9 protein-coding genes are annotated in these 12,347 nt (G+C 52.4%); 4 read left to right on the forward strand and 5 right to left on the reverse strand.

The features are described 5' to 3' along the window. Positions 1-170: 170 nt before the first annotated feature. Positions 171-1,529, forward strand: coding sequence for a glycerol-3-phosphate transporter (glpT, locus tag FDW95_RS03985; RefSeq protein ID WP_115257931.1), 1,359 nt, complete (start codon positions 171-173; stop codon positions 1,527-1,529). A gap of 3 nt (positions 1,530-1,532) precedes the next feature. Then, entirely contained in the window at positions 1,533-2,600 is a 1,068-nt protein-coding gene (gene glpQ / locus FDW95_RS03990; RefSeq protein ID WP_096756403.1) for a glycerophosphodiester phosphodiesterase, read from the forward strand. Positions 2,601-2,660: 60 nt separating this feature from the next. On the opposite strand, the gene FDW95_RS03995 is transcribed toward glpQ, so the two are convergent. Continuing rightward, positions 2,661-3,539 carry a LysR family transcriptional regulator gene (locus FDW95_RS03995; protein WP_096756404.1) on the reverse strand — a complete coding sequence of 293 codons (879 nt, stop codon included), beginning with the start codon at positions 3,537-3,539 and terminating at the stop codon, positions 2,661-2,663. A gap of 217 nt (positions 3,540-3,756) precedes the next feature. Between FDW95_RS03995 and FDW95_RS04000 the strand changes: the two genes are divergently transcribed. After that, positions 3,757-4,707, forward strand: coding sequence for an MFS transporter (locus FDW95_RS04000; protein WP_115257932.1), 951 nt, complete (start codon positions 3,757-3,759; stop codon positions 4,705-4,707). 3 nt (positions 4,708-4,710) lie between these two features. Here FDW95_RS04000 and yfaE read toward each other — a convergent pair whose 3' ends face one another. The 4 genes from yfaE to ubiG form a co-directional block, all read right to left on the reverse strand. Beyond that, entirely contained in the window at positions 4,711-4,965 is a 255-nt protein-coding gene (gene yfaE / locus FDW95_RS04005) for a ferredoxin-like diferric-tyrosyl radical cofactor maintenance protein YfaE (protein ID WP_096756406.1), read from the reverse strand. Beyond that, the gene (nrdB, locus tag FDW95_RS04010; protein WP_096756407.1) at positions 4,965-6,095 is read right to left on the reverse strand and encodes a class Ia ribonucleoside-diphosphate reductase subunit beta; all 1,131 of its coding nucleotides are present in this window, start codon (positions 6,093-6,095) and stop codon (positions 4,965-4,967) included. Before nrdB ends, yfaE begins: the two co-directional genes overlap by 1 nt. 112 nt (positions 6,096-6,207) lie before the next feature. Continuing rightward, positions 6,208-8,493 (reverse strand): class 1a ribonucleoside-diphosphate reductase subunit alpha, encoded by a 2,286-nt coding sequence (gene nrdA, locus FDW95_RS04015; protein ID WP_096756408.1) that lies wholly within the window; start codon positions 8,491-8,493, stop codon positions 6,208-6,210. Between the two features lie 369 nt (positions 8,494-8,862). Beyond that, positions 8,863-9,591 carry a bifunctional 2-polyprenyl-6-hydroxyphenol methylase/3-demethylubiquinol 3-O-methyltransferase UbiG gene (ubiG, locus tag FDW95_RS04020; protein WP_115257933.1) on the reverse strand — a complete coding sequence of 243 codons (729 nt, stop codon included), beginning with the start codon at positions 9,589-9,591 and terminating at the stop codon, positions 8,863-8,865. 158 nt (positions 9,592-9,749) lie between these two features. On the opposite strand from ubiG, the gene gyrA reads away from it, so the two are divergent. Continuing rightward, positions 9,750-12,347: DNA topoisomerase (ATP-hydrolyzing) subunit A (gene gyrA, locus FDW95_RS04025; RefSeq protein ID WP_137363421.1), on the forward strand; the 2,598-nt coding region annotated here is incomplete at its 3' end.

The raw sequence follows: 12,347 nt of genomic DNA on the forward strand, positions 1-12,347 counted from the left end.
CGTGCGCCTTTATGAACATTTGTCATAAATCTGTAACAATCTGTGCTGTGTTTCACATTTTTGTGCTGAATCTTTCCTTAACATCGCGGCCACACTGGGGGAGGTTGCGTCGTGATGACGTACTTACAGTGTTTCCTTCGAACGAAAGACGGCCACGGAGGCTACATACTATGTTGAGCATTTTTAAACCCGCGTCACATACGGCGCGCTTACCTGCAGCGGAAATCGATCCCACCTATCGTCGATTGCGCTGGCAGATTTTCTTGGGGATATTTTTTGGTTATGCGGCGTACTATCTGGTACGTAAGAACTTTGCCTTGGCGATGCCGTATCTGGTTGAGCAGGGTTTCTCCCGTGGCGATCTGGGTTTTGCGTTATCCGGTATTTCCATTGCCTATGGTTTTTCGAAATTTATCATGGGGTCCATTTCGGACCGCTCGAATCCGCGCGTTTTCCTGCCTGCCGGTCTGATTCTGGCGGCGGCGGTGATGTTGTTCATGGGCTTTGTGCCGTGGGCGACGTCCAGTATCGCGGTGATGTTTGTGCTGCTGTTCCTGTGTGGCTGGTTCCAGGGGATGGGGTGGCCGCCGTGCGGTCGTACCATGGTGCACTGGTGGTCGCAGAAAGAGCGTGGCGGTATTGTGTCCGTGTGGAACTGCGCGCATAACGTCGGTGGTGGTCTGCCTCCGCTGCTGTTCTTGCTGGGTATGGCCTGGTTTAACGACTGGAAAGCGGCATTGTACATGCCGGCATTCGGTGCGATTGTTGTCGCCCTGATTGCTTTTGCCCTGATGCGTGATACCCCGCAATCCTGTGGCTTGCCGCCGATTGAAGAGTATAAGAACGACTATCCGGATGATTACAGCGAAAAAGCCGAAGAAGAGCTGACTGCGAAGCAGATCTTCATGCAGTACGTGCTGCCAAACAAACTGCTGTGGTACATCGCGATCGCCAACGTGTTTGTCTATTTACTGCGTTACGGCATCCTCGACTGGTCGCCGACCTACCTGAAAGAAGTGAAGCATTTCGCGCTGGATAAATCATCCTGGGCCTACTTCCTGTATGAATATGCGGGTATCCCTGGCACCCTGCTGTGTGGCTGGATGTCGGATAAAGTCTTCCGTGGCAACCGTGGCGCAACCGGCGTGTTCTTCATGACGCTGGTGACCATTGCAACGATCGTTTACTGGATGAACCCGGCGGGTAATCCGAACGTTGATATGGCATGTATGATTATCATCGGCTTCCTGATCTACGGTCCGGTCATGCTGATTGGTCTGCACGCGCTGGAACTGGCACCGAAAAAAGCGGCGGGTACGGCGGCTGGCTTTACCGGGCTGTTTGGTTACCTGGGCGGCTCTGTGGCAGCGAGCGCCATTGTCGGTTACACCGTTGACTTCTTCGGCTGGGACGGTGGCTTTATGGTGATGATTGGCGGCAGCGTGCTGGCGGTTATTCTGCTGGTGGTCGTCATGATTGGTGAAAAGCGCCATCACGCAGAGATGGAACTGAAGCGTAACGGGGGATAATAGATGAAAACCACATTGAAAAGTCTTAGCGTCGCGTTAATGCTGACCGGTATGGTGGTCAGCAGCGCAGCCATCGCCGCAGACAAGATTGTGATTGCTCACCGTGGGGCCAGCGGCTATTTACCGGAGCATACACTGCCGGCAAAAGCGATGGCCTATGCGCAGGGCGCGGACTATCTCGAGCAGGATCTGGTGATGACCAAGGACGACCATCTGGTCGTTCTGCATGACCACTATCTTGACCGGGTCACCGATGTCGCCGAGCGTTTCCCGGATCGCGCCCGTAAAGATGGTCGCTACTACGCCATCGACTTTACGCTGGATGAGATCAAATCGCTGAAATTTACCGAAGGTTTCGATATCGAAAATGGCAAACAGGTACAGACCTACCCAGGGCGCTTCCCGATGGGTAAATCTGATTTCCGTGTGCATACGTTCGAAGAAGAGATCGAGTTTGTTCAGGGATTAAATCATTCCACCGGTAAGAACATCGGTATCTATCCGGAAATTAAAGCGCCGTGGTTCCATCACCAGGAAGGGAAGGACATTGCTGCGAAGACGCTGGAAGTGCTGAAAAAGTACGGCTACAGCGACAAACAGGATAAGGTCTATCTGCAAAGTTTTGATGTGGCGGAACTCAAGCGCATCAAGAATGAGCTGGAACCTAAAATGGGGATGGACCTCAACCTGGTGCAGCTGATTGCCTATACCGACTGGAATGAAACCCAGGAGAAAAAACCGGACGGCAGTTGGGTGAATTACAACTATGACTGGATGTTTAAACCGGGCGCGATGAAGCAGGTTGCTGAGTACGCGGATGGCATTGGCCCGGACTATCACATGCTGGTCGATGAGAAGTCGAAGAAAGGCAACATCGTGTTGACCGGGATGGTGAAGGATGCGCATCAGAACAAGATGACGGTGCATCCTTATACCGTGCGGGCCGATCAGCTGCCGGACTACGCGACGGATGTGAATCAGCTGTATGACATCCTGTATAACAAGGCGGGCGTTGACGGCTTGTTTACCGACTTCCCCGACAAAGCGGTGATGTTCCTGCATAAGCAATAACGGTATCAGGCCTGCGATAGCATGATATTGCAGGCCTTTTCACCGGCGCATTCCCGACGGTTAGATCAGACCGTCTGCGGTCAGTGTTTCCATACATGCCTGCAGTAAATATAAAGGGCTGCCGTCTACCGGCGGCTCTTTTGCCAATAATGATATTTGCCGATAAAACGTTGGCTCCAGCGCCACCGAACGTATTTGCCCGCCAACCGCCTTTAATGTGAGCTCCGGTAACAATGCGATCCCCAGCCCCTGACGAATAAAACTGATTGCCGTATCCGGGTGGTTGAATTCGTACTTAATGATTGGCTCAATACCTTGTTCTTTAAATAACGTCATGATGCTTAATTCATAGCGCCCTTTACTGATAATCAGCGGTTCTCCCACCAGTTCTTCTACTGAGATTGTGGCTTTGGCCGCCAGCGGGTGAGCCTCGGGGACAACAACGGTGAATTTGTCCCGATAAACCGGCACGCAGTACATGCCACTGACCGGAAAATGCACAAAACCCGCATCAATGCCTCCACTCTGCAGCGAATCAATAATGGCACTGCTGTTCTCTTCATAGGGAATGATTTTGATGTTGGGGTGATGCTGTTCAAAGTAGCGGATGATACCGGGCAAAATGCAGGCGCAGGCGCTGGGAAAACAGCCGATGTGCAAGGTTCGGGCGGGGTTTTGTTTCTCCTGTTCGGCGATCTCTTTTACGGCATTCGTTTGTCCAATGATGGTCCGTAAATGCGGGAGCAGCCGGATACCTACCGGGGTAAGTTGAATATCTTTGCGCCGCTCGCGGATCAAAATATTAACCCCTAACTCTTCTTCCAGCGCCGAAATAGCCTGACTGACGGCGGACTGGGTGGTGTATAGCCGCTTGCTGGCTTCGGTAAAACCACCGTACTCAAGCACGGCCAGCAGGGCGTGGATCTGGGTTAGTGTCATTAGTTATCCCTAATTAATTCCATTAAAATGATTAATTTCTCTAATAAAATAAGCCTGTTTATACTGACTTTCTACCTTAAATACCCAAAATAATTTGCGTAGCCGACACACAAGCAACGTGAACTATGACGGGGATAAATCACATTTTGACGCACCTGTCCGTTGTTCAGTCGCTCTGAGCGTTGCCTGCGTGCGCCGTCGGGACAGGTTGCCGAGTATGAAAGAAAAATTGTGGACGAAAGATTTTTGGGCCATCACGATTATCAGCTTTATTATCTTTTTTGTTTTTTATGTCCTGCTGACGCTGTTGCCGATTTATATCCTGGAGCGTCTCCATGCGACCCCTGATAAGGCGGGTTTATTAGTCACCTTCTTTTTGGGGGCCGCCATTGTGGTACGTCCGTTTGCCGGACAATGGGTGGGAAAATATTCGAATAAAACGATTCTGGTGCTCTCTTCTCTGGCCTTTTTGGTGGTCACTGCGCTGTATCCTGTCTGCCATTCAATTGAATCACTGCTGTTTATTCGGGTGCTTCATGGTGTCACGTTTGGCGTTATTACTACGGTAAAAGGGACGATTTCCGCGCGGTTGATACCGGCCTCCCGACGTGGGGAGGGCATCAGCTTTTTCTCTTTAGCTATGGGACTGGCGATGGTCGTTGGGCCATGGGTGGGTCTGAACATGGCGCGCTGGGAGGCCTTTACTTCCGCGTTCTGGCTTTGCTACGCTGTCTGCCTAATGATCTGCCGAACGTTTACCGGCAATATTTGTGATAAAAAAGGACCGAAATACGTGGTTTACCCGTGCCTGGTCGCCTTTACCGTAGGGCTTGTGGTGCTCGGATATACCCACGGCAGCATCATGATGATTATTGCCGGAGGGCTGATTGGCATTGGCTACGGCTCGGTGACACCGGTGTTCCAGACGCAAATTATTAGCGCGGTAGAGCCGCATAAAATTGGCATCGCCAATTCGCTTTTTTTCAACGCAATGGATGCGGGAATGGCGATTGGGGCATTTATTATGGGGATGATGGTAGAAGGCGTGGGGTATCGGGCGATTTATCTGGTCGGTGCCGTGCTGGTGGTTCTTGCCGGAGCGCTGTACATCATGCAGATGAAAAAACGCGGAGACGTGGTGCTGGTCTCCGCGCATGAAGTTCACTAGGCGTTACATCTCAATCTCAATATCACCCTTTGCCCGGCAACAGCAGGGCAGTATCTCACCCGGCTGAATAAAGGCCAAAGGCTCTGCAATCCAGTCAACCTGACCCGCTACCAGGCGGGTACGGCAGGAGCCGCAGTAGCCTTCACGACATTGATACTCGACCTCAACATTGTGCGATTCAAGCGCGGCCAGCAGGGAAGGATGTTCATCCTGGCACAGCAGCTGCGTGCCAGAGATGCGCAGGGTAATACGGCCCATCAGAGCTGGAAATTACTCAGATCGTCGGTATCGACTTCGGCATCGATTTGCCCGACCAGATAAGAGCTGACTTCCACTTCCTGCGGTGCAACCTGCACGTTATCGGACACCAGCCAGGTGTTGATCCACGGAATGGGGTTCGAACGCGTCTGGAACGGCAGGTCAAGCCCTACGGCCTGCATACGAATGTTAGTGATGTACTCGACGTACTGGCACAGAATATCTTTGTTCAGACCGATCATTGAACCGTCGCGGAACAGGTAATCAGCCCACTCTTTTTCCTGCACAGCGGCCTGTACGAACAGGTCGTAGCAATCCTGTTTACACTCTTCGGCAATCTCTGCCATTTCCGGATCGTCTACGCCGCTGCGCAACAGGTTCAGCATATGCTGGGTCCCGGTCAGGTGCAGGGCTTCGTCACGGGCGATCAGGCGAATGATTTTCGCGTTGCCTTCCATCAGTTCGCGCTCGGCAAAAGCAAAAGAGCAGGCGAAGCTGACGTAGAAGCGGATCGCTTCCAGTGCGTTAACGCTCATCAGGCACAGATACAGTTTCTTCTTCAGCTCGCGCAGGTTCACGACAACCGTCTTACCATTGACCGTGTGCGTACCTTCGCCCAGCAGATGCCAGTAGCTGGTCATCTCGATTAACTCGTCGTAGTAGCTGGAGATGCCTTCCGCACGCTTCTGAATCTGCTCATTGGTGACGATATCGTCAAACACCACCGCCGGATCGTTAACAATGTTACGGATGATATGGGTGTAAGAGCGTGAGTGAATGGTTTCGGAGAAGGCCCACGTTTCCACCCAGGTTTCCAGCTCAGGGATCGAGATCAGCGGCAACAACGCCACGTTCGGGCTGCGCCCCTGAATGGAGTCCAGTAAGGTCTGGTACTTCAGGTTGCTGATAAAAATGTGTTTTTCATGTTCTGGCAGCGCCTGAAAGTCAATGCGGTCACGAGAAACATCGACCTCTTCCGGACGCCAGAAGAACGAGAGCTGCTTTTCGATCAGTTTTTCGAAGATGTCATATTTTTGCTGATCATAGCGCGCGACGTTCACCGGCTGGCCGAAGAACATCGGTTCCAGAAGCTGGTCATTTTTCGTCTGTGAAAAAGTGGTGTATGCCATTGATGTGAATCCTTTGTGGGATGAGCGCCGGATGGCGGTGCAAGCACCTTATCCGGCCTACAAACCGTGCAATCGTAGGCCGGGTAAGCGTAGCGCCACCCGGCATTATTCATCAGATCTTACATGCGCCGCTTTCGCAGCCATCGTCCTGGATAGACGGCACCATATCGTCCTGAGTATCTTCAGCACCGTCGCGGGTGTTCTGATAATACAGCGTTTTGACACCAAATTTGTAGGCGGTGAGCAGGTCTTTCAGCAATTGCTGCATCGGCACTTTCCCTGACGGGAAGCGGGACGGATCGTAGTTGGTATTGGCTGAAATCGATTGATCGATAAACTTCTGCATCACGCCAACCAGTTGCAGGTAGCCGTCGTTATTGGGCATTTCCCACAGCAGTTCATAGGCATTTTTCAGGTGTTCGTAATCCGGTACTACCTGACGCAGGATGCCATCTTTCGAGGCTTTGATACTCACGTGACCGCGCGGTGGCTCAATGCCGTTGGTGGCGTTGGAGATCTGCGAAGAGGTCTCAGACGGCATCAGAGCAGAGAGTGTGGAGTTACGCAGACCGTGAGTCTTGATCGATTCACGCAACGCTTCCCAGTCGTGGTGCAGCGGTTCGTTGACGATGGCATCCAAATCTTTCTTGTAGGTATCGATCGGCAGAATACCTTTGGCATAGGTGGTTTCGTTAAACCACGGACACGCGCCTTGCTCTTTAGCCAGCTCATTCGAGGCTTTCAGCAGGTAATACTGAATGGCTTCAAAGGTTTTGTGGGTCAGGTTATTGGCGCTGCCGTCAGAGTAACGTTTACCGTTCTTCGCCAGCCAGTAAGCGTAGTTGATCACGCCAATACCCAGCGTACGGCGACCCATGGCACCGCGTTTAGCTGCCGGGATCGGATAATCCTGATAATCCAGCAGCGCATCCAGTGCACGTACCGCCAGCACGGCCAGCTCTTCCAGTTCGTCGAGGCTGTTGATAGCGCCGAGGTTAAAGGCAGACAGCGTACACAGGGCAATTTCACCGTTTTCGTCGTTAACGTCGGTCAGCGGTTTGGTCGGCAGCGCGATTTCCAGGCACAGGTTGGACTGGCGCACTGGTGCGATAGCAGGATCAAACGGGCTGTGGGTGTTGCAGTGGTCAACGTTCTGAATGTAGATACGACCGGTAGAGGCGCGTTCCTGCATCATCAGCGAGAACAGCTCAACCGCTTTTACGCGTTGTTTACGAATGCTGTCATCGTTTTCGTATTGGGTGTACAGGCGCTCGAATTCGTCCTGATCGGCGAAGAACGCGTCGTACAAGCCCGGAACGTCAGACGGGCTGAACAGGGTGATGTCGCCGCCTTTCAGCAGGCGAGTGTACATCAACTTGTTGATCTGTACGCCGTAGTCCATGTGACGTACGCGGTTGCCCTCGACGCCACGGTTGTTTTTCAGTACCAGCAGGCTTTCAACTTCCAGATGCCACATCGGGTAGAACAGCGTGGCCGCACCGCCGCGTACGCCGCCCTGAGAGCAGGATTTCACCGCAGTCTGGAAGTGTTTATAGAACGGGATACAGCCGGTGTGGAACGCTTCACCGCCGCGAATCGGGCTACCCAGCGCACGAATGCGTCCAGCGTTGATGCCGATACCAGCGCGCTGGGAAACGTATTTCACGATGGCGCTGGAGGTCGCGTTAATGGAGTCCAGGCTGTCGCCGCACTCGATCAGCACGCAAGAGCTGAACTGACGGGTTGGGGTACGCACGCCAGACATGATTGGCGTTGGCAGCGAAATTTTAAACGTCGAAACGGCGTCGTAGAAACGCTTAACGTATTCCAGACGGGTTTCACGCGGGTAGTTCGAGAACAGGCAAGCTGCTACCAGAATATAGAGGAACTGAGCGCTTTCGTAAATTTCACCGGTGACGCGGTTTTGTACCAGATATTTGCCTTCTAACTGCTTCACGGCAGCATAGGAGAAGGTCATATCGCGGTCATGTTCGATGAACGAGTCCATCTGCTTGAACTCTTCTTCCGTGTAGTCTTCCAGCAGATGATTGTCGTATTTGCCCATCTCAACCATTTTAACAACATGGTCATACAGTTTTGGCGGTTCGAACTCACCGTAGGCTTTCTTGCGCAGGTGGAAAATCGCCAGACGAGCGGCCAGATATTGATAATCCGGTGCATCACGGGAGATCAGATCGGCGGCGGCTTTGATAATCGTTTCGTGAATATCGGAAGTCTTGATGCCGTCATAAAACTGAATGTGGGAGCGAAGCTCGACCTGAGAAATCGATACGTTATTCAGTCCTTCTGCCGCCCAATCCAGAACTCGGTGGATTTTGTCGAGATTGATGCGCTCTGTACTACCATCACGCTTTGTCACCAGCAGACTCTGATTCATGTGGTTTTTTACCTGTCCGTGAAAGAAAAAAATATCCCCCGTATTATCCACAGTGCCATGTTGTGACTAAGTCTGTGGATAAATACTATATGTAGGGGTTGTTTGATAAGATAGACGCTATATGGTGAGTATTCTAGTAGGGATTCTTTTCAGTACAAGAGTTGATTTTGGCGTTAAATTGAGGTTGCAAAAGGGTAATAATCGCTAAGTGCGCGTCTTATAAGGCCTGGCGAGGATGTCAATAATTGAGAAAAAAAATAGAAAATTTGATCGAGTGCTGATTTCTTCATCGAAGAGCGATTACGTTATATGATCTGGCACAGAGTTTGTACGCCTGATAAGCGAAACGTCATCAGGCGTGCAGATAAGTTACCCGGCTTTCGCGGTGGTGTGCACCATATAGTTCACGTCCACGCCTGGACCCAGCTTAAAGGTGTTGGTGATAGGGTTGTAGTGCATGCCGGTCATGTGGCGCTCTTTTAACACTGTCTGATCAACCCACTGTAACAATTCCGCAGGCTTAATAAATTTTTTCACATCATGCGTGCCTTTGGGCACCATGCGCAGAATGTACTCCGCGCCAACCACAGCCATCAGCCACGACTTGCCGTTGCGATTGAGCGTGGAGAAAAACACCTCGCCGCCTGGTTTCACCAACTGCGCGCAGGCTCTGACCACCGACTGCGGATCCGGTACGTGTTCCAGCATTTCCATGCAGGTCACTACGTCATACTGGTGTGCATGTTTTTCGGCGTGTTGTTCTACAGTTTCTTGTACGTATTCCACCTGAATGCCACTTTCCAGCGCATGCAGTTTTGCCACCTGTAGCGGTTCAAAACCCATATCCAGGCCGGTGACTGTTGCGCCTTCGCGCGCCATGCTTTCAGCCAGAATGCCGCCTCCGCAGCCGACGTCGAGCACTTTTTTACCAAACAGCCCGCCTGAGCGCTCGGTGATATAACCCAGACGCAGCGGGTTAATGCGGTGCAGAGGCTTAAATTCACCTTCAAGATCCCACCAGCGCGACGCGACTGCTTCAAATTTGGCAATTTCTTCATGGTCAACGTTCTGAGTCACCGGGGCTTTTTCGGCATTCATTGGGGCTTCTACTCCTTAATTAGCAATACAAACGAGTATATCAGCCTGGCAGGATGAATAAAGCCTCTCTCAGGGGGAATCCATTTACCTGAATCTGCACGGATGTGTTATAATTTGCGACCTTTGAATCCGGGATACAGTAGAGGGATAGCGGTTAGATGAGCGACCTTGCGAGAGAAATTACACCGGTCAACATTGAGGAAGAGCTGAAGAGCTCGTATCTGGATTATGCGATGTCGGTCATTGTTGGCCGTGCGCTGCCGGACGTCCGAGATGGCCTGAAGCCGGTTCACCGTCGCGTACTTTACGCCATGAACGTATTGGGCAACGACTGGAATAAAGCCTATAAAAAATCTGCCCGTGTCGTTGGTGACGTAATCGGTAAATACCACCCTCATGGTGATACCGCCGTTTACGACACCATTGTTCGTATGGCGCAGCCATTCTCCCTGCGTTACATGCTGGTGGATGGTCAGGGTAACTTTGGTTCTGTCGATGGCGACTCCGCCGCAGCGATGCGTTATACGGAAATCCGTATGTCGAAAATCGCCCACGAGCTGATGGCTGACCTGGAAAAAGAAACGGTTGATTTCGTCGATAACTATGACGGCACCGAACGCATTCCGGACGTCATGCCGACCAAAATTCCTAACCTGCTGGTGAACGGTTCGTCCGGTATCGCGGTAGGTATGGCGACCAACATTCCGCCGCACAACCTGACAGAAGTGATTAACGGCTGTCTGGCCTACATTGACGATGAAGACATCAGCATTGAAGGGCTGATGGAACACATCCCAGGCCCGGACTTCCCGACCGCCGCGATCATCAACGGTCGTCGTGGTATTGAAGAAGCCTATCGTACTGGTCGCGGTAAAGTGTACATTCGCGCCCGCGCGGAAGTTGAAGCTGACGCGAAAACCGGTCGTGAAACCATCATCGTGCACGAAATTCCGTATCAGGTGAACAAAGCCCGCCTGATTGAGAAAATTGCCGAGTTGGTAAAAGACAAACGCGTTGAAGGCATCAGCGCGCTGCGTGACGAGTCTGATAAAGACGGTATGCGCATCGTGATTGAAGTCAAACGTGACGCGGTCGGGGAAGTGGTTCTCAACAACCTTTACTCCCAGACCCAGCTGCAGGTTTCCTTCGGTATTAACATGGTTGCGCTGCACCATGGTCAGCCGAAGATCATGAACCTGAAAGATATTATCGCTGCGTTTGTGCGTCACCGTCGTGAAGTGGTTACTCGCCGTACTATTTTTGAACTGCGTAAAGCCCGCGATCGTGCCCACATCCTTGAAGCGTTAGCGATTGCACTGGCCAACATCGATCCGATCATTGAACTGATCCGTCGTGCGCCGACCCCGGCTGAAGCGAAAGCCGGACTGGTTGCCCGTTCGTGGGAGCTGGGTAACGTATCGGCGATGCTGGAACGTGCCGGTGATAACGCTGCCCGTCCTGAATGGCTGGAACCTGAGTTTGGCGTGCGTGACGGTCAGTACTACCTGACTGAACAGCAAGCCCAGGCAATTTTGGATCTGCGCTTGCAGAAACTGACCGGCCTTGAGCATGAAAAACTGCTCGACGAATACAAAGAGCTGCTGGAGCAGATCGCTGAATTGCTGCACATTTTGGGCAGCGCCGATCGCCTGATGGAAGTGATCCGTGAAGAGATGGAGCTGGTTCGCGAGCAGTTCGGTGATGAGCGTCGCACTGAAATCACCGCCAACAGCGCTGACATCAATATCGAAGATCTGATCACCCAGGAAGATGTTGTCGTGACCTTGTCTCACCAGGGTTACGTTAAATATCAGCCGTTAACCGATTACGAAGCACAGCGTCGTGGCGGTAAGGGTAAATCAGCAGCACGTATTAAAGAAGAAGACTTCATCGACCGCCTGCTGGTGGCCAACACCCACGACACGATCCTGTGCTTCTCCAGCCGTGGTCGTCTGTACTGGATGAAGGTCTATCAGCTGCCGGAAGCGAGCCGTGGTGCGCGTGGACGTCCAATCGTCAACCTGCTGCCGCTGGAAGCCAACGAACGTATCACCGCGATTCTGCCGGTACGCGAGTACGAAGAGGGCGTGAACGTCTTTATGGCAACCGCTAGCGGTACCGTGAAGAAAACGGCGCTGACCGAGTTCAGCCGTCCACGTTCAGCCGGTATTATTGCGGTTAACCTGAATGAAGGCGACGAGCTGATTGGCGTGGATCTGACCTCCGGGTCTGACGAAGCGATGCTGTTCTCTGCCGCGGGTAAAGTGGTGCGCTTCAAAGAAGACGCCGTTCGTGCGATGGGTCGTACTGCGACCGGCGTACGTGGTATCAAACTGGCGGGCGAAGACAAAGTCGTTTCTCTGATTATTCCACGTGGCGAAGGCGCTATCCTGACCGTGACGCAAAACGGTTATGGTAAGCGTACTGCGGCAGAAGAGTATCCGACCAAGTCGCGTGCGACGCAGGGCGTTATCTCCATCAAAGTCACCGAACGCAACGGTTCCGTTGTTGGCGCGGTGCAGGTGACCGATAGCGACCAGATCATGATGATCACCGATGCGGGTACGTTGGTGCGTACTCGCGTGTCGGAAATCAGCGTGGTTGGGCGTAACACCCAGGGCGTTATCCTCATCCGCACGGCGGATGATGAAAACGTGGTGGGTCTGCAACGTGTAGCTGAACCGGTTGATGACGAAGAACTGGATTCTATCGACGGAAGTGCTGCGGAAGGGGACGATGATATCGCGCCTGAAGCA

It is taken from the genome of Citrobacter sp. wls718 (genome assembly GCF_005280945.1).
GTDB classification, from domain to species: domain Bacteria; phylum Pseudomonadota; class Gammaproteobacteria; order Enterobacterales; family Enterobacteriaceae; genus Citrobacter; species Citrobacter gillenii.

Coding starts and splice junctions, on each gene's coding strand:
- glpQ (WP_096756403.1), top strand. CDS start 1,533: ATGAAAACCACATTGAAAAGTCTTAGCGTCGCGTTAATGCTGACCGGT.
- yfaE (WP_096756406.1), bottom strand. CDS start 4,965: ATGGGCCGTATTACCCTGCGCATCTCTGGCACGCAGCTGCTGTGCCAG.
- FDW95_RS04000 (WP_115257932.1), top strand. CDS start 3,757: ATGAAAGAAAAATTGTGGACGAAAGATTTTTGGGCCATCACGATTATC.
- glpT (WP_115257931.1), top strand. CDS start 171: ATGTTGAGCATTTTTAAACCCGCGTCACATACGGCGCGCTTACCTGCA.
- FDW95_RS03995 (WP_096756404.1), bottom strand. CDS start 3,539: ATGACACTAACCCAGATCCACGCCCTGCTGGCCGTGCTTGAGTACGGT.
- nrdA (WP_096756408.1), bottom strand. CDS start 8,493: ATGAATCAGAGTCTGCTGGTGACAAAGCGTGATGGTAGTACAGAGCGC.
- ubiG (WP_115257933.1), bottom strand. CDS start 9,591: ATGAATGCCGAAAAAGCCCCGGTGACTCAGAACGTTGACCATGAAGAA.
- nrdB (WP_096756407.1), bottom strand. CDS start 6,095: ATGGCATACACCACTTTTTCACAGACGAAAAATGACCAGCTTCTGGAA.